Genomic DNA, 22947 nt, shown 5'->3' with positions numbered 1-22947 from the left:
GGGACGGATTGAGTGATCGTGGGATTGCCCGGCGTCGCCGGGCAATCTGGCGGCTTACTTCATGCCTGCCGCAATGGTGTCGACGTTGTGTTTAAACGCGGCGGTGTAGGTAGCGGCCGGGCCGTTGCTGTCGGTCAGCGCTTCCGGATAGAGTTCGCCGCCCGGCTGCGCGCCGCTGGCGTCGGCGATCTGTTTCACCAGACGCGGATCGGTCTGATTTTCGATGAAGTACAGTTTCACGTGCTCTTTCTTGATCTGATTGATCAGTCTGGCGACGGTTTTGCTGCTGGCTTCGGACTCGGTGGAGTAACCGATCGGCGACAGGAAACGTACGCCGTAGGCGGCGGCGAAGTAGCCGAAGGCGTCATGACTGGTCAGCACCTTGCGCTTTTCCTTCGGAATAGCGGAAAACGTTTGGGTGGCGTAGTCATCCAGTTTTTGTAGCTGCTGAATGTAGCTGTCGCCCTGTTTGCGGTAATCATCGGCGTGTTCCGGGTCGGCTTTGGCCAGCGCATCGACGATATTGTGAGCGTAGGTGATGCCGTTTTTCATGCTGTTCCAGGCGTGCGGATCGGTTACGGTTTTACCGTCTTCTTCCATTTTCAGGGTTTTGATGCCTTTGGACGCGGTGATGACGTCGCCTTTGTAGCCGGAGGCTTTGATCAGACGGTCCAGCCAGCCCTCCAACCCGAGGCCGCTGACGAACACCACATCGGCCTGCGACAGGGTTTTACTGTCTTTCGGCGAGGGTTCGAACTCATGCGGGTCGCCGTTCGGCTGCACCAGGTCGGTCACGTGCACGTGCTGGCCGCCAATCTGGCTAACCATATCGCCCAGTACCGAAAAACTTGCTACCACATTCAGATCTTTCGCCATCGCCAGCGGGCTCAACAGCAGGCTAGACAACGCCATAACCAAAACAGAACGCTTCATTTTTTTCCTCTCAGTGTCGTGTGACAGGCAGTGTATCGAATAATCAAATATCAGCGGCGTGTACGCAACATGCCGCCATTAGAGCCGAACAGTACCGAAAAACAGAACCACAGCGTGGTGGTGAGGATCACCGCCGGGCCGGCCGGCAGGTCGGCGTAATAAGACCAGGTCAGCCCGACCAGGCTGGCGCAGGCGCCGATACCCACCGCCACCATCAGCATGACCGGCAGGCGCTGGCTCCAGAAGCGGGCGCAGGCGGCGGGCAGCATCATCATGCCGACCGCCATCAGCGTGCCGAGCAACTGGAAGCCCGCCACCAGATTCAGCACCACCAGCGACAGAAACAGACCGTGGATCAAGGCGCGCGAGCGGCGCGACAGGATCTTCAGGAAGGTGACGTCAAAGGATTCGATCACCAGCGCCCGGTAAATCAGCGCTAGCACCAGCACCGAGCAGGAGCTGATGATGCCAATGGTGATCAGCGCATCGGCGTCGATGGCCAGAATCGAACCGAACAGCACATGCAGCAGATCGACGCTGGAACCGCGCAGCGACACCAGCGTCACCCCCAGCGCCAGCGAGCCGAGATAGAACCCGGCGAAACTGGCGTCTTCCTTCAGTTCGGTGTGGCGGCTGACCACGCCGGACAGCATCGCCACCGCCAGCCCGGCGATAAACCCGCCCACGCCCATCGCCACCAGCGACATTCCGGAAATCAGGTAGCCGATCGCCACGCCGGGCAGCACCGCGTGAGACAGTGCATCGCCGATCAGACTCATGCGGCGCAGCAACAGAAAACAGCCGAGCGGCGCGGCGCTCAGGGTCAGCGCCAGACAGCCCACCAGCGCCCGGCGCATGAAACCAAAATCGCCGAACGGTTCGGTCAATAAATGAATCAGCGTCATGGCACCAGCCTCAGTTGCGGCGGCGTAGTGGTTTGCAACGGTGAGGCTGTTTGCAAAGGTGTAGCTGCGCGGGCTGTGGACGGCAGCACCTCGCCGCAGTCGCCCCAGCGGTGGCCTTCCGGATGAAGCATCAGCACGCGGGGGAAGTGGGCTTCCACCTGCTCCAGGTCGTGCAGCACCGCCAGAATGGTGCGTCCTTCCTGATGCAACTGCCGGATCACCGTCAGCAGCGCGCGGGTGGTCTGGGCATCAATGCCGGTGAAGGGCTCATCCAGCAGGATCACCGGCGACTGCATCACCAGCAGCCGGGCAAACAGTACGCGCTGCAACTGGCCGCCGGAGAGCGTGCCGATGTGCGCCTGCGCGAATTCCGCCATGCCGACGGTATCCAGCGCATTGAGCGCGTTTTTGCGCCATGCGCCGGAAATGCGACCGAACATGCCGCAATGCGGCACGCACCCCATCAGCACCAGATCGTTGACGCTGAGCGGAAACTGGCGGTCGAACTCGGTCAGTTGCGGCAGGTAGCCCAGTTGACGGCGCGCCTGCGGCGCCATGCAGAAATGACCGCCAAGCGGCGGCAACAAGCCGGCCAGGGTTTTAAGCAGGGTGGATTTACCGGTGCCGTTGGCGCCGACGATCGCGGTCAGCGAACCGCTGTCAAAACAGCCGTCCAGCGTACCCAGCGGGGGCTGGCCCGGATAACCAAACATCAACGTGTGTAATGCAATCATGCCAGCGTCACCGCCCAGGAAATCAGACCCCATAACAGCGCCAGCACAACACCGGCGATACCCAGCCGGGCAAAAGCGGAAAAAGCGTAAAGACTGGTCACAGTATCCTCCATCATTATCGTTATAATATAACATAACGATTTTACGCCAGCCGGCGAGAGGTAAAAAAATGTGTCTGAATCGTGAAACGACACGTCAGTCAGGCAAACGCCGTGGCGAAAGGCGTTATCAAGGAATTTCAATGTATTGACGCCGCTACCCGGCCCTGTAACGCCTTACCGCACCATCGGGATCACATATTTTGTCGCATTTTATTTTTTGAATTTGCCTGCATTCAGGAGGAATCTCGTTGTTTCTTTTTGTATATAGCGGATGGAGTCGAGAGTGAACATTCGGGTGAGGTATCAGTTTGCAGTCGTGTTGGCTGCGGCGTTATTTGCAGGCAGTGCGGCACAGGCGCAGGATAAAATTCAGTTAACCTATGCCGGGTCGATGGGCGTGGTGATGGACAAGGCATTGGGGCCGACGTTCGCCAAAAAAGAGAACCTGGCCTATCAGGGACAGGGACAGGGCGCGTACGGCATGGCGCGCCTGCTGGCCAGCAAGAAGGTGGTGGCGGACGTATTCGTGTCGATCACGCCGGGGCCGATGCAGATTCTGAAAGATGCCGGACTTATCGACGACGCCATTCCGGTCGCCAGCACCCGTATGGTTATCGCCTACAACCCGAAAAGCCCGTTTGCCGCCAGACTGGCGGCGTCCGATAAGGCGCAGAATAGTGATTGGCTGAGCGTGTTGCAGGACAAATCGCTGAAATTCGGCCGCACCGATCCGTATAACGACCCGCAGGGACAGAATATCGTCTTCACCATGCTGCTGGCCGAGAAGTATTACCATCAGCCGGATGCCGCCAAAAAGGCGCTGGGCGAGGTGCAGAACCCGGCGCAGGTGTTCATGGAAGGCGGGCTGCTGACCCGGCTGGAATCCGGTCAGATCGACGCCACCTCCGGTTACGAAAGCGCGGTACGCTCCGCCAAACTGCCGTATGTGTCGCTGCCGGATGAGATTAACCTCAGCAACCCGGCGATGTCGAAACAGTGGTATGACACCGTCAGCTTCACCATCAAAGACAGCGCGGGCAAAGATCAGGTGCTGCACACTCAGCCGCTGGTGTTCTACGCCGCGGTGCTGAAAAACGCGCCCGATGCGGCGCAGGCCCGTAAATTCGTCGACTTTATGCTCAGCCCGGAAGGGCAGACGCTGTTCCGCCAGAACGGCTACGACGTTCCGAAAGGCACTGCGCTCTACGCCGCGAAGTAACCGCCACAATGGCGTTTTGGCTGACGATACCGGCACTGCTGCTGTTGGCGGTGCCGTTTGTCACGCTGCTCGGTATTACGCCGTGGCATCATTTCCAACTGGCGTGGGGCGACGGCGACGCGATCGCCGTTTCCGTCAGCCTCGGCCTGCTGGCGATTGCGCTGGTGATACTGCTGGGGTTGCCGGTGGCGCTCTGGCTGGCGCGCGCGAATAGCTCTCGCCGTCGCTGGCTGGTGGAACTGCTGGTGATGATCCCACTGCTGACGCCACCGCTGGCGATGGGGATCCTGCTGGTGTCGGTGTACGGACCGTACAGCCCGATCGGCGGCCTGTTATCCCGCGCCGGACTGGCGCTGGTGAATAACCCGGCGGCGTTTGTGACGGCGCAGGTGTACGGGGCCTTACCTTATTTCATCACCGCGGCGCGCTCCGCTTTCGCCGGTATTCCGGAGGCGGTGGACGAGGCCGGGCGCATTCTGGGGGCGACCGCCTGGCAACGCCTGATCTACCTGACCTTGCCGCAGGCCGCTTCCGGGCTGGCGGCGGCTGTCGCCATCGCCTGGGTGCGGGCGATGGGCGAATTCGGCATCGTGATGATTTTCGCCTATTTTCCGCAGGGCATCCCGGTGAAGCTGTATATCAACCTGCAAAATGACGGCGTGGACGCGGTGTATGCGCTGGTGTGGCTGCTGCTGGCGATGACGTTGCCGCTGCCGTTGCTCTGCCTGCGCTGGGCGACGCAGCGGCAGGCACGTGCGTTAGGGCGTGGGGTATAGAAGTATGAACGTCAGGAGTAGAGCGCGTAGCGGTTGACGGCGATCAGCCGCGCGCCGTCCAGCGCGTCGCCGGCGGGCGGCGACAGCCGCTGCTGCCATGCTTCGGCCAGCCAGGGTCGGATATGCAAACCGATGCTGCCCATCAGCGACAGGCGGGGCGGTTCATGTTTCGCCACCGCAGTGAGCAACCCTTCAATTTCACGAGCGGTCTGTTGCAGCAGGCTGGTCGCCAGCGCATCGCCCTGACGGGCACAGTCAAACACCGGTCGGGCGAAACGGGCGTAATCGCCCGGTTTGGCCTGATGCAACCAGTCGGTCGCTTGCGCTTCGCCGTCAAACGGCAGCGTCTGCTGCCGGCTTAATGCCGACGGCGAAGCCCACCCCTGTTTGACTCCCCAGAGGTATTGCAGCGCCGCCAGCCCAAGGCGCGCGCCGCTGCCCTGATCGGAAATCGGAAATTCGTGGCCGCCGTAAGCGGTGATGGCGCGTTGATGCCATGCCAGCCCGCACGAGCCGGTACCGGCGATCACCACCCCGGCGTCTGCTCCCTGATTTACCGCCAGACAGGCGCCCAGCGCATCGGTATTCAACACCTGCGCGGCGTAGGAATGCGGCAAAGCCAGAAACGCCTGATAAGCGCTGCGGTGCTCGGCGCCGGCCAGCGCCAGCCCGACGTGCAGACGCGAGCTGTCCTGCTCGCCCAATCCGCTGTGTTTCAGCGCCTGCATCAGCGCGTCGTCCACCGCCTGACGTACCGTTTCCACGCCCAGCAGCAGATTGGCGCGACCGCCGCCGCCCTGACCGAGCGGCGTGCCGTCGGCCCGGTAAATCCGTGCCCGACAGCCGGTGCCGCCGCCGTCAACGCCGGCATAAAGCGTTTCTCCAGCATAGGGTATGTCAGTGGCATAAGGCGCGGCGGTCATGAGCGAGCCTCCTGCGTGAAATAAGGGAGACAGGCCGCCGCCAGCGCGCCGCTAAAGCAGACCTGCTCCGGCTGGCGTGCCTCAGACATGCGCAGCAGCGCCACCAGTTCACGGGCGCTGCGTTTTAGCAGCGGCACCGCCAGCGGGTCGTCCGGTTGCGCGAGAATATCGGCCGCCAGCGCGGCGTAATCACCGGCCTGCGCCGGTTTCGACCAATCCACCACCTGTTCGATGTGGCTGTCGAAACGGGCAAACAGCGTGCCGGCCAGCGGCGTGAGCGGCGTCATGCCTTCCACCGCCTGCAGCATCGCCTGCACGCCCCACAGCCCGAGCCGCGCCTGACTGGCCGGATCGCCGACCGGAAACAGGCTGCCGCCGTAGCGTTGCAGCCGACCTTGCCGCCAGCACAGCAGCCGGGTGAAGGTGCCGGTCACCACCAAAAAACGGTCTTCATCCGGCCACCGTTGCTGGCAGAGGTCGTTTTCCGTCTGCCAGTCAAACGGCGTGTCGCCATCGATGGGCAGGTGAATCAGCTGGCGTTTCATACCCCTCCGTTACTGGGCTTTCTGCTGCTGACGATTGGCGGCGATGGTCTGATTGAGCCGTTTCACGTCGTTTTCCGTCAGGCGCAGGTACTCGTCGTAGGACACCTGATTGTTCAGATACTGGGTAAAACGGGTCAGGATAATCGGGTACAGCTCGTTGCCGCCCAGACTTTCCATTTTCTCCCAGTCGAACACGTAGGCCGGGATGTTGGCGATCTCGGCGCGGGCGGTGTTCAGCCCGTCGATCACGTGCTGATCCTTGGTCTGGTAATGCAGGTCCGGAATATCGGCACCGACGATGATATTAAAGTGCTCGGCAATGTCTCGCTGGTTGGCATCGCTGCCCAGCCATTCCATGAATTCCGCCACTTCTTTCGGATGCTTGGTGGTCTTGAACGGCATGATGAAGGTGGCGCCGCCCATCGAGATGCATTTTTCCTTACAGGGGGCGGGCAGCATTTTCCAGTCGAAGCCGTTGCCGATCTGCTTGCTGAACTGGTTCAACTGCCAGTTGCCGGAGAAGTAGGTGACGATGTTGCCGTTCACGAAGTCGTCCGCCATGCTCTTGTACTGACCGCCGCCGGCGGCGCCCCACATTTCACGCGGGAAGATGCCTTCGTCCGACCAGCGCTTCAGGTCCTTGATCCACGCCTGCGCGGCGGCGTCCGGGAAGTTGATCAGGCCGTCTTTATCGTAGCGAGTGCCGTAGGAGTAGGCCGGGCCGGAGAAGCGAAAACCGCTGCGGTCAATGGTGAAGGGAATGGCGACGCCGGTTTTTGCCGCCACCTCTTTCGACGCCTGCATCAGCTGTTCCAGGGTGTAACCCGGTTGCGGCAGCGGCACGCCGGCCTGCTGGAACAGGGTCACGTTGACGAACGGCAGGTCGGCGGTCCAGGAAGCGACGAAGCCGGGCAGGGCGTTATCCTTGTGTACCCCTTTGATGCGCATGATTTTTTCAATACTGGCGCCGTAGCGTTTTTCAAAACCGGCCGGGTCGGCCAGATAAGGGCGCAGGTCGAGCGTGTAGGAGAGCAGGCCCATCTGGGTGGTTTTGGCGATATCCGGCCCCAGACCGGCGGCCAGTTGCATCGGCAACTGGGTTTGCAGTGCGTTGTAGCCGGTGCTGACGAAATTCACGTCGATGTGATCGTTGCTTTGTGAAAACGTCTTAACCTTCTGTTCCATGAAATGGACCAGTTCCGGGTCGTCGTCGCTGTATAAAAAGGTGATTTGCGTTTTGGCGGCAATGGCATTGCTGCTGGCAAAAGCGCCCAGCGTCATAAAGGAAAATAACAGCGCGTGCTGATAGCGATTCATCATACTCTCCCACCCATATGGATATATATACCCGTCATACTTCAAGTTGCCGGTGCGTTGGCTTCCCTCACTCACCCCAGTCACTTACTTATGTAAGCTCCTGGGGATTCACTCGGTTGCCGCCTTCCCGCAACTCGAATTATTTTGGGTAGCCCCGTCATACTTCAAGTTGCCGGTGCGTTGGCTTCCCTCACTCACCCCAGTCACTTACTTATGTAAGCTTCTGGGGATTTACTCGGTTGCTGCCTTCCCGCAACTCGAATTATTTTGGGTAGCCCTGTCATACTTCAAGTTGCAGGAAGTTACAGGCGCGTTGGCTTTATTACTCCGGGTATATTCGACAGCCCTGATGCGTTATGCAAATTTGCATTAATAGCCTATTCAGTGACTAATCATGAACAAAAATAGCGTTCTTTTTTGTGAAGCATATTAAATATATTTCGACTCATGGCTGAGTCAACGTCTTTTTGTGATAAGAATCGCATATTGTTCACGCGATAATTTACTCTATAATGCAAAAATACGATGTTAAGTGCAAATTGCCAGTGAATGCAAATTTTGCATTAACCGCCGCTGATTTCCGGGTTGGGCACTGAAAAGTTGCATTGCGCCAAATAAAGGCGGCGCACGCACGATAACGGTGCAAATAAATGTCATCAGGTATTTCTTATTCATTAACGTTTTTTATTTGGCAATGCGTTTTCGATATTTCATTTATTCGCTCGCGCGGTAACAAGGATTCGCCATGAATATCGGTTGGGTGTTAAAGAAAAATAGCGTGATTAACCGGTTTATGATTACCGAACTGGAGGAGAAATATTATCCTGCCGAAGCGGACACCCTGCCGGATAATGTTAATTACCGCTTTATTAATGGCTTTGTGGATGTCGGCGTATTGCCTTGTCGGGTGCGGTTCCTGAAAGAAACCGCGCCGCGCGCCGTCAGCCTGCCGGAGCATCTCCGTTTTCATACGCTGTGGAGCGGCGGCGATGACAGCCAGTCGGTCAATTTCAGCGATTTCTGGCCTTGCCCCACCCATGTGCAGCGTTTTGCCCGCTGTTACCTGCACAGCGATAGCCTGCAACCGGCGCGTTTCCTGCTGTCTACCTGCGGCGGCGTGACCGTCTGGCTTAACGGCCGTCAGATCTGCCGGTTTACCCCGTTCAGCCGCAACACCGAACAACACTGTGAACTGACGCTGCCGCTGCAACTGGGGCTGAATACGCTGGTGGCGCACGCCGAGGAGCTGTGCGAGCGTGATACCGACTACCTGTTCAGCCTGCGCTATCTTGGTGAGCCGCCGCTGCGCTGGCAGGCCACGCCGGACGCCGCCTGCAGCGAACGCATACAGGCGCTGGACCGCTGGCTCAACAGCCTGTCGCTGGTCGATAACCTGATTGATCACGATACCCTGACGCTGCGCGCCGCCGCGCCGTTGCCGGAAGCGGTCGGCGTCAGTCATCGGCTGCTATGCAACGTCAACGAATCGGCGCCGCCCTGGCGGCAACAGCAATCGCTGGCGGCGGGCAACGCCGGCTGGCAGGTGACGCTGCCGGCGGGGCTGGTGGGCTATTACGATCTGGCGTGCAGCGCGACGTGCGACGGCATCACCCTGAATCGCAGTGTCAGCTTCGGCCGCCTGCCGACGCAGACCATGCCGTCGCTGCCGACGCTGGCCGCCCGGCGCGACCACCTGCTGCGCCACACCGCGTTGCACGGCTTCGAACGGATTGGCCGGGTGTTGGCTGCCTTCGCTACCGGCGAAGGGACGGCGGGTATCATGCCTGCCCTCAATCAGGCGCTGCACAAGATCAGCCGCCGGGAAGACTGCGCCGACTTTCAACTGGTGCCGCTAATCTGGCTGTGGCAGCGCTATCAGGGCCAGCGGCTGACGGCGCATGACTGGCGGCGCGTGCGCAGCGTGATCCTCGGTTTTCGTTACTGGATCGACGAGCCGGGCAACGACACCATGTGGTTCTGGAGCGAGAACCACTGCCTCTGTTTCCACGTCGCGCAGTATCTGGCCGGGCAAAACTTTCCCGATGCGGTATTCGTGTGCAGCGGCCGTCGGGGCCGCGAGCAGCAGGCCATCGCTCATCAGCGGCTGGATCGCTGGTTTGACGCCATTCTGGAACACGGGCTGGTGGAGTGGAACTCCGCCGCTTACTACCCGATCGATCTGATCGGGCTGGTGGCGCTAGCCGAACTGGCCAGCGATGAAAGCCTGCGCGAACGCGCCCGTACCGTTATCGACCGTATCCTGCTGATGACCGCCTGGGTGCATCAGAACGGCGTGGCGGTCGGCACCATGGGCCGGGCCTACGATAAGGAACTGCGCTCCGGCATGCTGACCGAACTGTCCGGCCTGTGCGCGCTGGTCTGGGGCGAAGGCTGGTTGATTCCGCATTGCGCGGCGCTGCCGCTGCTGTGCCTGAGCCAGTATCAACCGCCTGACGAGACGCTCGCCATCGCCCACTGGCCGTCGCCGCAGGGCGCGCAGGCGCGCTGGGTGCAGGGGCTGAACCGCAGCGCCCGCGTGATTGCCTGGAAGCAGCAGGACGTGGCGTTTTCCTCGGTATTCGATCATCACCCCGGCCAGCCGGGGCACCAGCAGCATGTGCTGGACATCCGTCTTGGCCGGCATTACGCCGCCCGGCTGTGGGTCAACCATCCCGGCGAAGATCGCCCGGACGGCGTGCATCGCCCATCTTATTGGGCAGGCAACGGCCGCCTGCCGCACGTGATGCAGCATCGCAATCGTGCCTGGATGATTTTCGATTTGCAGCACGACCTGCGCCGCTGGACCCATCTTTACCTGCCGCGCGCCGCGCTGGATGAGGTGGTGGTGGCGGCGAGCTGGTGTTTTGTGCGCGGCGGCAACGGTTATGCCGCGCTGCACAACCCGGCCGGGCTGCACCTGCATACGCCGGACGGCGGACAGCCGGACAGCGAATTGCGCGCCTTCGGCGAGCGCAACGTCTGGTACATCGCGGTGGACTGCGGGCAGGGCGCGGCGGGTTTCCCGGCGTTTATCGAACGCTTCCGCCACCGCCAGGCGCAACTGTCGGACGACGGCGCGGCGCAGTTTGACGACCCGGACTTCGGCCTGATGGCCTGGCAGCCGGCGAGCGGTTTTTCTGTCAATCATCATCCCTTTGCGTTTCCCGACACGGTGTCGGTGATGCCTGAGCGTACCGAGGAGGATCGGTAACATGACGACTCAATCCATGAATGCGCCTTTATCCACGATCGGGCCATCCGACAGCGAGCAGATTGATGCGCTGCTGGACAAGGTGGCGCTGGCGTTCTGCCGCCTGAAGGCCATCAACAGCGTGACCGATGACGCGCAGGCCAGCGACACGCTGACCATCCAGTTCGAAGAGTGGGACTGGGAAGTGGGCGTCGGCCTGTACGGCTTCTGGAAACTGGCGCGACAGCGGCAGGATCACGCCATGCTGGCGGCGCTGGAACAGTGGTACGAACAGAAATTGCAGGCCGGGCTGCCGCCGCGGCAAATCAACTCCACCGCGCCGATGCTGGTGCTGGCGCTGCTGTGCCGCGACAACCCGCGGCCGCACTGGCTGGCGGCGGTGGCGGAGTGGGCGGAGTGGTTGTTGCACTCGCTGCCGAAAACCGAAGACGGCGGTTTCCAGCATACGGTCAAGGAGCGCCCCAACACCGGGCAACTGTGGGACGACACGCTGTTTATGGCCGGGTTGTTTCTGGTGGTCAGCGCCGGGGTGCTCAAACGCCGCGAACTGCTGGATGAAGCCGAATACCAGTTGCTGACCCACGCGCGCTATCTGGCGGACGCCGCCACCGGGCTGTGGTATCACGGCTGGACGTTCCTTGGCCGCCACCATTACGCCGGGGCGTTCTGGGGGCGCGGCAACGCCTGGGTGACGCTGGTGCTGCCGGAAATCTGTTGTCTGGCGGACGCGCCGCTCTCGGTGCCGGTGCGCCGCACGCTGGAGGCGATCCTCACCCAGCAGACCCGCGCGCTGGCGGCCTGTCAGCATAACTCCGGGTTGTGGCACACCCTGCTCAACGACCCGGATTCGCCGCTGGAAACCTCCGCCAGCGCCGGTTTCATCGCCGGCATTCTCACCGCCCGCCAGCTCGGCATGCTGGCGGATTTCCCGCAGGCGGTGCTGGACAAAGGGCTGGCGGCGGTGATGGCGCAGATTGATGAACAGGGCGTGGTGCAAGGGGTGTCGGACGGCACCGCGATGGGTCACGACCTGCAGTTTTATCACGATATCCCCAATGTCGCCGTGCCGTACGGGCAGGCGCTGGTCATGCTGATGCTGCTGGCGCAGCGGCATTCTGTTTGAAAAACAGAAACGGGTTTGAAAAACAGAGCCAGGTTTGAAAACAGAAACGGGTTTGAGGAAACGGTGATGGCGAGTCTGGAACTGAAAAACGTCCATAAAAGCTATGGGTCGATACAGATTATCAAAGGCGTGGATCTGACGATCCGCGACGGGGAGTTCATGGTGTTCGTCGGGCCGTCCGGCTGCGGTAAATCCACGCTGCTACGGATGATCGCCGGCCTGGAGCCGATCACCGACGGCGAGCTGTGGATCGGCGATCGTAAGGTCAACGATCTTGGCCCGGCGGAGCGCAAAATCGCCATGGTGTTCCAGTCTTATGCGCTGTATCCGCATCTGTCGGTGCGCAAGAACCTGGCGTTCGGGCTGGAAAACCTGCATTTCCCCAAAGATGAAATTGAACGGCGCATCACGGAAGCCGCGCGCATGCTGGGGCTGGAGCCGTATCTGGATCGCAAACCGCGGGCGTTGTCCGGCGGGCAGCAGCAGCGCGTCGCCATCGGCCGCGCCATCGTGCGCGACCCGGATCTGTTCCTGTTTGACGAGCCGCTGTCCAACCTTGACGCCAAACTGCGGGTGCAGACTCGCGGCGAGCTGACCCGGCTGCACCAGAAACTGCGCACCACCATGATTTACGTCACCCACGATCAGGTGGAGGCGATGACTATGGCCCAGCGCATCGTGGTGCTCAACAGCGGGCGCATCGAACAGGTGGGGACGCCGCTGGAGCTGTTCAACCGGCCGAAAAACAAGTTTGTGGCCGGCTTTATCGGCTCGCCGCGCATGAACATGTTCCACGCCGCCATCAGCAGTGCGTCGGATGACGGGGTGGAAGTGCGCTGTCCGTCCGGCAACCTGCTACGCCTGCCGTTTCGCGGCGCAGAGGGTAAAACGGTGGAGCTGGGTATTCGTCCGTCGCACTGTCAACTGGTGGGCGAGCACGACGACGGCGTGTCGCTGTGCATCGACCGCTGCGAAATGATGGGGCATGAAACCTTTATCTATGGCCGCTGCGGCGGTATCGACGACGAACTGATCGTGCACCTGCCGGGGCATCATGAATTTCGCGCCGGCGAGCGGGTGTTTGTCCGCTTCCCGGAAGCCTATTGCCACCTGTTTGACGCCGACAGCGGCCAGACGCTGCCGCGTCTGACGGAACAGCATGCCTGATTGCAGGAGACAAGCATGAACCGAAAATCGTTGATTCAGCCCGGTGCATCGCTGGTGGATACGCTGGTGACGCCGGTGGAGAAATCGGTCAACCTGCTGCAAAAATTCGGCGGCCGCCGGGTGATGCCGTGGTTTTTCATCGCGCCGAACATGCTGCTGTTCGCCGTGTTCGTGTTTATTCCGATCCTGCTGGCGGTGTGCTACGCCTTCACCGGCGGCACCAACATCCTGCTGTGGGATCGGCCGTACGTTGGGTGGCAGAATTTCGCCACCCTGCTGAGTTGCGAGCAGTACACCGTGCCGGCCACCTGCGAGCAGGACCTGTTCTGGACCGGCGTCTACAACACCGTCTCGTTCACCTTTTTTAATGTGACCTGCACGCTCGGCGTGGCGCTGGTCACTGCGCTAATCCTCAACCGCAAGATCATCGCCCGCGGCTTTTTCCGCGCCATCTTCTTCTACCCGGTGCTGCTGTCGCCGGTGGTGGTCGGGCTGGTGTGGCAGTGGTTCCTCAACCGTAACGGGCTGCTGAATCTGGTGCTGTCGTCGCTGGGCGGCCAGCCGATTACGTTTTTGCTGGAGCCGTCGCTGGCGCGCTTCTGGGTGGTGTTCGTGTCGGTGTGGTTTCACGTCGGTTTTTATACCCTGATTTTATTGGCCGGGTTGCAGGCGATCCCGCGTGATATCTACGAGGCGGCGGCGGTGGATGGCACCTCGCGCTGGCGCGGTTTCTATCGCCTGACGCTGCCGTTGCTGGCGCCCAATATTCTGGTGGTGGTGATCCTGCTGACCATCAACAGCGTACAGATTTTCGATGAAGCCTGGGTGCTGACCAACGGCGGCGGGCCGGGCACCGCCAACAACTTTATTGTGCAGTACATCTATCAGACCGCGTTTTCGTCCAATGCGTCGCTGTACGGGCTGGCCTCGGCGGCGTCGGTGCTGATGGGGGTGGTGCTGATGATCCTGACGGCGTTGCAGTTCCTGCTGACCCGCCGTCTGGAAGGCAAATAATAACCGGGAGCCGGCATGATGAAGATAATCGCGTTTCTTACCCGTACCCGTTATCCGGGGCGGATTCACGTCACCGACATCCTGAGCTGGGTCTGGCTGGTGGTGGGCACGCTGCTGGTGTTGATCCCGGTGATGTGGGCGGCGATGTCGTCGTTAAAAACACCTTCGGAGATCAACCGCTTTCCGCCCAGTTTTCTGCCGGAGGCCGCCAGCACCGTCACGCTGCCCGACTACCCGAAACCGCTGGAGCTGTGGCAGGCGAAGCAGGACGACGGCAGCAGCAAGACGCTGGCGATGGTGCGGCGCATCGGTCTGCTGGCGCAGATGGTCGACCCGCAAGCGCCGCAGGAGGTGGTGCGGGTGCCGGTGCAGAACCTGACGCCGCAGAAAACCCTGCATCTGGAAACCGACAACTACACCACGCCGATGTCGAAATTCCATTTCGCCACCTACCTGAAAAACACCGTGTTCGTAACGGTGATGGCGACGTTGCTGACGCTGTTGCTGAGTTCAATGGCGGCGTTCGCGCTGGCGAAATACCAGTTTCGCGGCCGCGGCACGGTGCTGACGCTATTTCTGTCCACCATGATGATCCCGCTGTCGGTGGTGATGGTGCCGACCTTTCTGGTGGTGATCGGCCTGCGCATGGGCGACAACCTGTGGGGGGTGATTATTCCCACCATCGCTACGCCCACCGGGGTGTTCCTGCTGCGCCAGTACATGCTGACCATCCCGGATGAGCTGATTGAAGCCGCGCGTATCGACGCCGCCAGCGAGTTTCGCATCTACTGGAAAATCATCCTGCCGCTCACCGCGCCGGCGCTGGCGGTGCTGGCGATCTTCTCGGTGATCTGGCGCTGGAACGACTTCCTGTGGCCGCTGATCGTGCTGTCCAGTCAGGACAACTTCACGTTGCAGATCGGCCTGAATGCGTTTCAGGGGCAGTTCTCGGTGCAGTGGCACTACATTCTGGCGATGACCATGCTGTCGTTGCTGCCGGTGACGGCGGTGTTTGTGTTCCTGCAAAAATACATCACCACCGGTATTGCCAACACGGGAATGAAATAAATGGCGACGCTCAAGGATATTGCCGACCGCGCGGGGGTGTCGATCAGCACGGTATCCCGGGTGCTGAACGGCACCGCGCCCATCAGCGCCAAAGTGCGCCAGCAGATTATGGCGATCGCCGCCGAGCAGGGGTATCCGCTGCATAAGGCGAGCAAAACGGCGGATAACCCGGAGCCGCTGCGCCACATCATGCTGGCGACGCCGCGCAACCTGATGCTGGAAAGCGACCTCAATCTGGTGTCGCTGACGCTGATCAACCGGCTGAAAACCCTGTGTCAGCAGCGCAACATTCAGCTCAGCCCGTTTGTCGGCGAGCCGGACAGCATCAACGAGCAACAGCTGTTGCAGGCGCTGCGCGGCGGACGGGAAAGCGGCATTCTGATCGTCAACGACGACCACCCCACGTTGCTCAACGCGGTGGCGGAAAGCGGCGTGCCGGCGGTGCTGATCAACGGCGAAGACCCGACCATGCGGCTCAACACCGTGATGCCCGCCAACCACTATTCGGCCGCGGCGGCGGTGCGTTACCTGATTGCGCAAGGGCATCGGCGTATTTTGCATCTGACCTGGCATTCCCGCCTGACCATCCGCGAGCGTGAGCGCGGCTACCGCGACGCGCTGGCTGAAGCCGGTATCCCGCTGGACGAGCGGTTGATTCTGTCGCTGCCGGATTTCCAGCCGCTGACCGCCCGCGACGCGCTGCTCGGCTGGCTGACGCGCCACCCGGACCGGCTCGGCGTCACCGCCATCTTCTGCGCCGCCGACAATCAGGCCATTGGCGTGGCGGAGGCGCTCAACCAGCACGGCCTGCGGGTGCCGGACGACATGTCGGTGATGGGGATGGACGATATTCTGCCGCTGGATATGCTGCCGCTGGCGCTCACCACCGTGCACCTGCCGTTTGAAGAGATGGCGCGCGCGGCGCTGCATCTGCTCACCCAGCAACTGCTGCCCGCGCAGGCGCTCGGCGTCGCCCAGCGCATCGAGCTGGCCGGGCAGTTGAAGGTAAGGGATTCGGTGCGGGGGATTACGCCGCCGGTTGTTTCAAAAGCGGCCGGGAACGATTCAATCCTGTAGTGGGAACGTGCGGGATGGGCGCTAGGCGCCCACTAACGCTTCCATCTGGCTGAGCCAGCGATCAAATAATGGGCATTGTTCCCGGATCCGGGGAATGCCAATGCGGCCGGCAAGGGCAATACCTATGGTGGTTTTGGCGAATTTTCCGTGTGCCGACCAGCCATCCAGCCGTTTCGACGGTGCGGTATGCGGGCTGTTATTAATGCCTTCCGGCCCACCGCTGTGTGCAATTACCCGATCGATATCAGCCTGCCGGATACCTAATTCACCGGCCAGTATTTCGCTGTTGCTGAATAACAGCGCTTCGAATTCATGCATGACCATGAAGGGAATAAACCGTCTTTCCGCCTGTTGCAGCGCGAATCTCGCCACGACGCTGTCGTACGCGGCGTGGTTAAGCGCATCCGCAATCTGGGCGGGGGTTGCAACGGCGGGTAATTGTTCCAGCCCTGGCCATGATTTGAGGCCGTAATAGTCCACCATGGTGGTGATATACGTATCCGGGCGTTGCTTCAGGTGTAGGCCAATATCTGCAAGAGTACGATCAAAGCGAACATCACCGCCTTTCTGTCCGGGCTTACTAACCTGCGTTGCACTCAGGTAAACGTTGCGTTCGGCAAGATAAGGGGTAAGGACTGACGCAATAAACACCTGCTCGGTTTTGCCTTCAACAATGGCAACAACCTCTGCGTAGTTACTCATATACCGGTCCCCCGGTAATGACGTTCTTGGTCCAGAGCTCGCCCACTGAGTAATCTTCCAGCCACACGGCAAAGTCAGCCTCGTTGAGTCGCTCGAACGACGAGGCACCGTCTTTACGATTCACCACAATGATATCGTTGATACTGAACTGATCGATCAGCGCGGGCGATTGGGTAGCGATGAGCACCTGAGTGCGCTGGGCGGCCTGTTGTATCAGTTCGGCCAGAATAACGATAGCGGCCGGATGCAACCCGAGTTCCGGTTCGTCAACGATGATGGTAGACGGCAACACCGGTTGCAGCAGGGCCGTCGCCAGACAAATAAAGCGGATAGAGCCGTCAGAGAGGTGATAAGGCTGCATCGGATAGTCTGAGCCTTTCTGCGTCCAGCTAATATTGACTTCTTCACGATCGCCGCTCTGGCGGGGTTCCAGCAGAAAATCGTCAAAAAATGGCGTCACCAGCCGGATAGCGTTCACGATCGCGCTGTATTCAGCCGGGTGGGACTGTTTCAGTTTCAGTAAAAATGGACCGATATTGGCGGCATCGGTACGCAATACCCGGTTATCCTGTACGATTTCATAGTTACGCATACCGGCGGTGGAACCGGTATCGTGAAAGTGGTAAATCTGCCAGGACGCGATGGCGTCGTACACCGGCTGGGAAAAGCGGGCATCGAGTTTTTTATCTTTGACCTCGGCGACCATCAGCGAGGTGCCGTCATGGCTGTCGCCCAGTACCCACCAGCCCGTTGTACCGCCCTGATAGTAGCGTGCCTCGTCTTCAATCGCGCAACTGTTGGCTGGGGTAGGAACCAGTTTGAAGCGAAAACCGCGCGACCCAAAGCGGGCCTCGAATTCCATTTTTTGCGTGATTTTCCTGCCGTTGAACAGGAGATCTCCCGCACCGCCGCTGTCGCGAACGTAACGATTCAGATTGCCGTCGATCAATGCCCGTAGCATTTTGAAAAACGCGATCAGGTTGCTTTTACCCGCGCCATTGCCGCCCACGACGACGTTCAGGCTACCCAGTTCGAAATCGACCAGTGATCGGATTGATTTAAACCCTTTGATCGTCAGTTTATCCAAAGTCGTTGCCATCATTCCCCCTGAACCAGCCCTCGTCATGGCCTGCTCACGTATATCAAATACCCGCTATTTCGGCAGGTAATGTAACAGTAACCCGACAGGCAGCCAAAGCGTATTCGTCGGCGGCGCTGAAGCGCTGCCGCCAGTGCTCACGGATTCCGCTCCCGCCGGTTTTCCCTGATGCGTTGCAGCATGGCGACGGCGACCACCAGGGCGGTGAACAGCAGCAGGATTACCGTCTGATATTGCTGCCAGTACGGAACAACTACCAGCAGCACACACGTAATCAATGAAAGGTATCGCTGTCTCCAGTCAATACACGGACGCCGCCAATCAATAGCCGCGTCCGTTTTTTGCATAAGAGCCTATCCCGGTAGCACTGGTGGAATAGGCTCTACGCCGCCTGACGGACTGCATCAGCTATTTTTCAGCTCCGGAGGGGTTTGCGAGGCGATCATCAGCCGGTTCCAGCTGTTGATTTCCACCGCCGCCATCGTCAGGTTTGCCAGCTCTTGCTCGGAGAATTCGGCGCGGGCTTGCGCATAAACCTCATCCGGCACGGTACGTTGCGGCAGCAGGGTGACGGCTTCCGCCCAGGCCAACGCGGCGCACTCCCGCGGCGAAAAAATGCCGGCTTCATGCCAGGCGGCGACCAGGTTCACCTTATCGCCGCTGACGCCGGATTCCAGCGCCATCGGAATGTGCATGGCGATGCAATAGGCGCAGCCGTTGATTTGCGAAATGCGCAGGCGCAGTAGTTCCAGCAAACCGATATCCAGCCCACATCCTTGTACATACTGATGAACGCCGTACATCGCCTTGTAGCCGTTAGGGTCAATCGTGAAGCGATGACTCATGATGATTTACCTCTTCTTTTACAGTGTGTTGTGGTTTATCTCGTGCAGACCGGTCGTGTCGGAAGGTATTATGGCGGCGTAATGGCTTATTCAATGTAGCCATTTAGTGCAAAAATGACTGAACCATTAAGGCGGTGATGTGAGACAGGCGAGTGAAGTGGAGCTGGCTATTCAGCCGAGGCCCGAACATCTGTCCCGGCAGGAGTGGATCTACCGGGAAATCCGTCAGGCGATTCTGTCCGGCCGCCTCAAACCCGGCGCACGGCTGCCTGCCTCACGTGACTTTGCCCGTCAGCAACGGGTATCGCGCGGCACGGTGCTGGCGGCATACGACCAACTGTTGGCGGAAGGCTATCTGGCGGCAAATGTCGGCAAAGGCACCTATGTGTCACAAAAATTGCCGGACTCTTTGCAGATGCGGAGCGATAGCCGTACCCCGGCGGGTACAGGCCGCCCCGGCCGGCTGTCGGCGCGCGGGGTGCGGCTGGCAAGCAGCCCGTTTCCGCTGCACGAAGCCGGGCAAACGCGCCAGCCGTTCCAGCCCAACCAGCCGGATTTCAGCCAGTTTCCGCTGGCTATCTGGAATCGTATAGCCGCGAAACGCGCCAATGCCTTGCGCAGCGCCGCAATGGGGTATGCCGACGCCGCCGGCTATTTGCCGCTTCGACAGACGATTGCCGAACATCTGCGCTATTCGCAGCAGATTCACTGCTCGGCGCAGCAGATTGCGATTGTTGGCAGCGCCCAGCAGGCGCTGGATATTTGCGCCCGTCTGTTGCTGGATGACGGCGACGAGGTGTGGATGGAAGAACCCGGCTATCCGGGGGCGAGGCACATGTTTGACTGCGCCGGCGCTCGTCTGGTGCCGGTACCGGTGGATGGCGACGGTTTGCAGGTTGACGAAGGCATACGGCGGTCGCCGGACGCCCGCATGGCGTATGTCACCGCCGCGCATCAGTCGCCGCTCGGCGTATCGCTGGCGCTGGAACGTCGGTTGGCGCTGTTGTCATGGGCCAAAGCCCGGCGCGCCACCCTTATCGAAGACGACTACGACAGCGAATTCCGCTATCACGGCATGCCGCTGGCTTCGCTCAAAAGTCTGGATGACGACGGGCGGGTGATTTATCTGGGTACCTTCAGCAAACTGCTGTTCCCATCGGTGCGTCTGGCTTACGTCGTACTGCCTGACTGGTTGCAGGAGAGCTTCTGCCACGCCCTCTGCACCCTTTGCCGTCATGTCCCGCTCGCTACCCAACGCATTTTGAGCGAGTTTATCGCCGACGGGCATTTCGCCCGCCATCTGCGGCGTATGCGTCTTATCTATCAGCAGCGGGCGCAGGCGCTGGCGGCGTCCTGCCAGAGCCGACTGGCCGGCGCGTTGCATCTGCTGCCCATTACCACCGGGCTGGACGCCACCGCCATGTTGACCACCTCGGTGCGTGACGGCGCGGTGGCGCAACAACTGGCGCTGGCGGGCATCACGGCGCGCCCGCTGTCGTTTTATCACACCCAGCCGGCATCAGCCGGCGGTCTGATCCTGGGCTTCTCCGCCTTTACCCCCGAGGAGATTGACGCCGGTGTGGCGACAATGGCGACCGTGCTGGCGGGGTTTGACTAAGCGCTGCCGCCAGTGCTCACGGATTCCGCTCCCGCCGGTTTTCCCTGATGCGTTGCAGCACGGCGACGGCGACCACCACGGCGGCGAACAGCAGCAGGATTAACGTCTGATATTGCTGCCAGTACGGGTCCGCCACCAGCGCCAGCATCAATGCCGCGGCGAACAGCACCACAAAACCGGCGAACCACAGCGAGTCGGTGACCTTGCGCACCGGGAACAGCCACAGACTGGCGATTCCGGTGACGACAATCCCCCAGAAGGTGATGAACAGCATCAGCCGTAGCACCCAGCGGTTGGGGCAGATAACGTCGATGATCGCATTGGCGGCCGCGGCGATGTGCGCCAGCGGCGCGGGCAGATCGGCGGTGGGGTAGTAGGTCTGGCTGATGAGCTGCTGGCTGGCTTCGTCGAGCGGCAGCGGCCAGTAGGCGGCGCTGAGAAAACTCCAACTGCTGTAACGCACCAGTTCCGCCAGCTCGGTCGTCTGATGGCGGTTGGCGTCGGTAATCAGGACAGGCACCATCTTGCGATACAGCTCGGGAACCGCGGCCTGCGGCTGCTGGCTTAAAAAACGGCGCAGGTCGCTCAACTGATCGAGCGTCCGGCGCGGTTTGACCATCCCGTCAGGGGGTTCCGGCTGCAAAATAAACCGATCCACATACGGCAGCAGTTCCCGCAGGTTATCCAGCGTATAGAACCCTTGTCCTTTGAGCAGCGGCTCCACCGGCACCATCAGGTTGACGGCGTAGCGGGGCGGTGAGTCGGGCGCGTGTCCGGCGGGCGTGAGGGTTTTGCGCAGCGCCTGCACAAAGCGAATAAACGTCTGCTGACCGGCGCGGGTGGTGAGCCGGGTCAGGTCGAAGTCCAGCGTTACGCCGTCGGCCAGGGTATCCGACGGGCTCAAACCGAAGGTCAGCCAGGGTTTGGCCCGATTGATCCAGTCATCGTCAAGCGGGGTCTGAATGCTGGCGCCGAGACGGGCGATCAGCGACGAGGTGAACAGGCTGACCAGCGTCGGCGACGGCAGTTTTCTCGGCGTGGACACCACCAGATCGACATGGGTGCGGTAGCGATGCGCCAGCCGGATAAAATCGGCGTAGGGGCGGGTTTTCCGCCAGTTGGGCGGCAGCACCAGTTGCGGGTCGCGCGCGCCCGGCAAGACCGCGGCGGAGAAATAGCCGATGCGGTCCAGTTGACGAAAGTTGAGGGTCTGCCCGTCGGCCAGCGGCTGCCAGTAAGGGTAAAAACCGTAGAAGGTGGCGTCGACGCCGTTAACGTTCGCCGTGCTGTCTTCACAGCCGCAGTCGACGGGCGCGCGCCAGACCATCGGCGGGGTGGTTGACGGAGGCGTACCGTCTTTGCGGGCGATTTCCAGAATGCGTTGCCAGCTCTGGTGGCTGAGGCGGTCAAGCCCAGCCATTTTCATCGCCACCGCCAGCTGATAGCGGTCGGCGAACGGGGTATCTTTCAGCGTTGCCAGCCGCGCCAGCGCGTCTTTGTCTACGGATACCAGATTGAGATCCAGATAAGCCAGCTCCAGCGCATTCTGATTAAGCGAATAAACGGTGATCGGCGTGGCGGTGCTGGCGTCGCTGTTCTGCCGGGTGTCGGCGATTTCAGTGCGTAGCTGATTGTCGGGTTGCTCATTATCGTTCTGCGAAGAAATATCGTTCTGCGAAGAACTGTCGTTTTGCGAAGAACTGCCGTTCTGCGTAGAAATATCGGCCGGCGCGGAAAGCGTGGTGGTGGTCTGGCTGTGCGTCGTGGTCTGGGTGCGGCTGGGGTTGCCGTCGCTGACCGGTACGGCGTCCACGATCTGTTGCAGGATCCGCTCCTCATTGCCGCGCAACTGGCGGATCAACGGGCGCACCGCGTTGTTCAGTTCCACCGGGCTGGTGAACTGGTGGCCTATCATGCCGTCCAGCTGGCTCTGGATGGCGTTGCGTTCCGCCAGTTTGCGCAGGTCATCCTCCGTCAGGGCGTAGTACTGCGGCGACGCCACTTCCGGCGGCGGCGGGACGACGGCGGCGTCCGCTTGCGCGGTGAGGAATTCGATGGTTTTCTGCGCTGGCCACTGCAACAGCTCCGGCGCGCCCATGCGGCTGCGCCAGTAAGGGTAGAGCTGATCGAGCTCCGATACTTTGGCCAGCGATACCAGCAGCGCTTCGGCGAAGGTATTGCGGTTGGGCGGCGGCGTGATGCCGAATTCGCCGCAAAACGTCGCCAGCCATTTGCGCGTCTTGGGGCCGAACAGCCCGTCGGCGAGGTAGTCGCCCGGCTGGCGGTAATCCGCCTGATACGCCGGGTCGTCGTGATAGATAATCGCCAGTTTATCCTGCGTGATGCGGGTAAAGCGTCGGCTGTCCATCCGTTCCAGCGCCTGAAGACATTGGGCGTAAGTCGGGGCGTCGGGTGCGACGGATGGCATGAGCGCGGGTTCCGGCGGTGCGGTATAGGCCGCCAGCGGGAGCAGTAATGCCAATGGAAGCAGCCAGGCCAGCAGCCGCGCCAGCGTTGCGTTGCGCCCGGTGAAACGGTGAATCCTCATGGCGATGGCTCTCTCCCTTACG

The 22947-nt window shown here is 60.8% G+C and carries 20 protein-coding genes; 9 read left to right on the top strand and 11 right to left on the bottom strand.

Annotated elements, in window-relative coordinates:
- Positions 1-54: 54 nt before the first annotated feature.
- From DXX3274_RS18520 to DXX3274_RS18510, 3 genes are read right to left on the bottom strand one after another with little or no spacing between them, the layout of a single operon-like run.
- Positions 55-933 carry a metal ABC transporter substrate-binding protein gene (locus tag DXX3274_RS18520; protein WP_042861031.1) on the bottom strand — a complete coding sequence of 293 codons (879 nt, stop codon included), beginning with the start codon at positions 931-933 and terminating at the stop codon, positions 55-57.
- 50 nt (positions 934-983) lie between these two features.
- Positions 984-1838 carry a metal ABC transporter permease gene (locus DXX3274_RS18515; RefSeq protein WP_042861030.1) on the bottom strand — a complete coding sequence of 285 codons (855 nt, stop codon included), beginning with the start codon at positions 1836-1838 and terminating at the stop codon, positions 984-986.
- Positions 1835-2572 (bottom strand): metal ABC transporter ATP-binding protein, encoded by a 738-nt coding sequence (locus DXX3274_RS18510; protein WP_042861029.1) that lies wholly within the window; start codon positions 2570-2572, stop codon positions 1835-1837. The genes DXX3274_RS18515 and DXX3274_RS18510 overlap by 4 nt, the downstream gene beginning before the upstream one ends.
- A 384-nt stretch (positions 2573-2956) precedes the next feature.
- Between DXX3274_RS18510 and DXX3274_RS18505 the strand changes: the two genes are divergently transcribed.
- Entirely contained in the window at positions 2957-3892 is a 936-nt protein-coding gene (locus tag DXX3274_RS18505; RefSeq protein WP_042861027.1) for an extracellular solute-binding protein, read from the top strand.
- Between the two features lie 8 nt (positions 3893-3900).
- Positions 3901-4668: an ABC transporter permease subunit gene (locus tag DXX3274_RS18500; protein WP_042861025.1), complete on the top strand. Its 768-nt coding sequence runs from the start codon at positions 3901-3903 to the stop codon at positions 4666-4668.
- 11 nt (positions 4669-4679) lie between these two features.
- On the opposite strand, the gene DXX3274_RS18495 is transcribed toward DXX3274_RS18500, so the two are convergent.
- From DXX3274_RS18495 to DXX3274_RS18485, 3 genes are read right to left on the bottom strand one after another with little or no spacing between them, the layout of a single operon-like run.
- Entirely contained in the window at positions 4680-5591 is a 912-nt protein-coding gene (locus DXX3274_RS18495; RefSeq protein WP_050569904.1) for a BadF/BadG/BcrA/BcrD ATPase family protein, read from the bottom strand.
- A complete protein-coding gene (locus DXX3274_RS18490; RefSeq protein WP_042861024.1) occupies positions 5588-6136 on the bottom strand; it encodes a glucosamine kinase in 549 nt (182 codons plus the stop codon). The genes DXX3274_RS18495 and DXX3274_RS18490 overlap by 4 nt, the downstream gene beginning before the upstream one ends.
- 9 nt (positions 6137-6145) lie before the next feature.
- The gene (locus DXX3274_RS18485; protein ID WP_042862211.1) at positions 6146-7453 is read right to left on the bottom strand and encodes an ABC transporter substrate-binding protein; all 1308 of its coding nucleotides are present in this window, start codon (positions 7451-7453) and stop codon (positions 6146-6148) included.
- A 745-nt stretch (positions 7454-8198) separates the two neighbouring features.
- Here DXX3274_RS18485 and DXX3274_RS18480 point away from each other — a divergent pair.
- From DXX3274_RS18480 to DXX3274_RS18455, 6 genes are all read left to right on the top strand, one after another.
- On the top strand, positions 8199-10664 hold the full coding sequence (locus tag DXX3274_RS18480; RefSeq protein WP_042861023.1) for a hypothetical protein: 2466 nt from the start codon (positions 8199-8201) through the stop codon (positions 10662-10664).
- A 1-nt stretch (position 10665) separates the two neighbouring features.
- Positions 10666-11787, top strand: a complete 1122-nt coding sequence (locus DXX3274_RS18475) for a glycoside hydrolase family 105 protein (RefSeq protein ID WP_071603984.1) — start codon at positions 10666-10668, stop codon at positions 11785-11787.
- A gap of 66 nt (positions 11788-11853) precedes the next feature.
- Positions 11854-12954 (top strand): ABC transporter ATP-binding protein, encoded by a 1101-nt coding sequence (locus DXX3274_RS18470; protein ID WP_042861022.1) that lies wholly within the window; start codon positions 11854-11856, stop codon positions 12952-12954.
- A 15-nt stretch (positions 12955-12969) separates the two neighbouring features.
- A complete protein-coding gene (locus tag DXX3274_RS18465) occupies positions 12970-13968 on the top strand; it encodes a carbohydrate ABC transporter permease (RefSeq protein ID WP_042861021.1) in 999 nt (332 codons plus the stop codon).
- Between the two features lie 15 nt (positions 13969-13983).
- Positions 13984-15036: a carbohydrate ABC transporter permease gene (locus tag DXX3274_RS18460; RefSeq protein WP_042861019.1), complete on the top strand. Its 1053-nt coding sequence runs from the start codon at positions 13984-13986 to the stop codon at positions 15034-15036.
- Positions 15037-16113 (top strand): LacI family DNA-binding transcriptional regulator, encoded by a 1077-nt coding sequence (locus DXX3274_RS18455; protein ID WP_042861017.1) that lies wholly within the window; start codon positions 15037-15039, stop codon positions 16111-16113. It abuts the gene before it with no gap.
- 21 nt (positions 16114-16134) lie between these two features.
- Here DXX3274_RS18455 and DXX3274_RS18450 read toward each other — a convergent pair whose 3' ends face one another.
- The 4 genes from DXX3274_RS18450 to DXX3274_RS18435 all read right to left on the bottom strand — a co-directional run bounded on the left by DXX3274_RS18450 (position 16135) and on the right by DXX3274_RS18435 (position 18759).
- Positions 16135-16815, bottom strand: a complete 681-nt coding sequence (locus DXX3274_RS18450; protein WP_042861016.1) for a DUF4276 family protein — start codon at positions 16813-16815, stop codon at positions 16135-16137.
- Entirely contained in the window at positions 16808-17917 is a 1110-nt protein-coding gene (locus tag DXX3274_RS18445) for an AAA family ATPase (protein ID WP_238556058.1), read from the bottom strand. The genes DXX3274_RS18450 and DXX3274_RS18445 overlap by 8 nt, the downstream gene beginning before the upstream one ends.
- 134 nt (positions 17918-18051) lie before the next feature.
- Positions 18052-18180: a hypothetical protein gene (locus DXX3274_RS24420; protein WP_256379564.1), complete on the bottom strand. Its 129-nt coding sequence runs from the start codon at positions 18178-18180 to the stop codon at positions 18052-18054.
- A 138-nt stretch (positions 18181-18318) separates the two neighbouring features.
- Positions 18319-18759: a carboxymuconolactone decarboxylase family protein gene (locus DXX3274_RS18435; RefSeq protein ID WP_039692509.1), complete on the bottom strand. Its 441-nt coding sequence runs from the start codon at positions 18757-18759 to the stop codon at positions 18319-18321.
- Between the two features lie 139 nt (positions 18760-18898).
- Between DXX3274_RS18435 and DXX3274_RS18430 the strand changes: the two genes are divergently transcribed.
- Positions 18899-20377, top strand: a complete 1479-nt coding sequence (locus tag DXX3274_RS18430) for a PLP-dependent aminotransferase family protein (protein ID WP_042861013.1) — start codon at positions 18899-18901, stop codon at positions 20375-20377.
- A gap of 16 nt (positions 20378-20393) precedes the next feature.
- Here the strand turns inward: DXX3274_RS18430 and DXX3274_RS18425 are convergent, their stop codons facing one another.
- Complete coding sequence (locus tag DXX3274_RS18425; protein WP_042861012.1) at positions 20394-22925, bottom strand: hypothetical protein; 2532 nt, start codon at positions 22923-22925, stop codon at positions 20394-20396.
- Between the last annotated feature and the right edge of the window lie 22 nt (positions 22926-22947).

It is taken from the genome of Dickeya sp. NCPPB 3274 (assembly GCF_000406205.1).
Taxonomy (GTDB): domain Bacteria; phylum Pseudomonadota; class Gammaproteobacteria; order Enterobacterales; family Enterobacteriaceae; genus Dickeya; species Dickeya fangzhongdai.
This window is presented reverse-complemented; position numbering and strand designations above follow the sequence as displayed.

Excerpts from the sequence above, each read along its gene's own strand:
- DXX3274_RS18520 (WP_042861031.1), bottom strand. The coding sequence starts at position 933 with ATGAAGCGTTCTGTTTTGGTTATGGCGTTGTCTAGCCTGCTGTTGAGC.
- DXX3274_RS18515 (WP_042861030.1), bottom strand. The coding sequence starts at position 1,838 with ATGACGCTGATTCATTTATTGACCGAACCGTTCGGCGATTTTGGTTTC.
- DXX3274_RS18510 (WP_042861029.1), bottom strand. The coding sequence starts at position 2,572 with ATGATTGCATTACACACGTTGATGTTTGGTTATCCGGGCCAGCCCCCG.
- DXX3274_RS18500 (WP_042861025.1), top strand. The coding sequence starts at position 3,901 with ATGGCGTTTTGGCTGACGATACCGGCACTGCTGCTGTTGGCGGTGCCG.
- DXX3274_RS18495 (WP_050569904.1), bottom strand. The coding sequence starts at position 5,591 with ATGACCGCCGCGCCTTATGCCACTGACATACCCTATGCTGGAGAAACG.
- DXX3274_RS18490 (WP_042861024.1), bottom strand. The coding sequence starts at position 6,136 with ATGAAACGCCAGCTGATTCACCTGCCCATCGATGGCGACACGCCGTTT.
- DXX3274_RS18485 (WP_042862211.1), bottom strand. The coding sequence starts at position 7,453 with ATGAATCGCTATCAGCACGCGCTGTTATTTTCCTTTATGACGCTGGGC.
- DXX3274_RS18480 (WP_042861023.1), top strand. The coding sequence starts at position 8,199 with ATGAATATCGGTTGGGTGTTAAAGAAAAATAGCGTGATTAACCGGTTT.
- DXX3274_RS18475 (WP_071603984.1), top strand. The coding sequence starts at position 10,666 with ATGACGACTCAATCCATGAATGCGCCTTTATCCACGATCGGGCCATCC.
- DXX3274_RS18470 (WP_042861022.1), top strand. The coding sequence starts at position 11,854 with ATGGCGAGTCTGGAACTGAAAAACGTCCATAAAAGCTATGGGTCGATA.
- DXX3274_RS18465 (WP_042861021.1), top strand. The coding sequence starts at position 12,970 with ATGAACCGAAAATCGTTGATTCAGCCCGGTGCATCGCTGGTGGATACG.
- DXX3274_RS18460 (WP_042861019.1), top strand. The coding sequence starts at position 13,984 with ATGATGAAGATAATCGCGTTTCTTACCCGTACCCGTTATCCGGGGCGG.
- DXX3274_RS18455 (WP_042861017.1), top strand. The coding sequence starts at position 15,037 with ATGGCGACGCTCAAGGATATTGCCGACCGCGCGGGGGTGTCGATCAGC.
- DXX3274_RS18450 (WP_042861016.1), bottom strand. The coding sequence starts at position 16,815 with ATGAGTAACTACGCAGAGGTTGTTGCCATTGTTGAAGGCAAAACCGAG.
- DXX3274_RS18445 (WP_238556058.1), bottom strand. The coding sequence starts at position 17,917 with ATGATGGCAACGACTTTGGATAAACTGACGATCAAAGGGTTTAAATCA.
- DXX3274_RS18435 (WP_039692509.1), bottom strand. The coding sequence starts at position 18,759 with ATGAGTCATCGCTTCACGATTGACCCTAACGGCTACAAGGCGATGTAC.
- DXX3274_RS18425 (WP_042861012.1), bottom strand. The coding sequence starts at position 22,925 with ATGAGGATTCACCGTTTCACCGGGCGCAACGCAACGCTGGCGCGGCTG.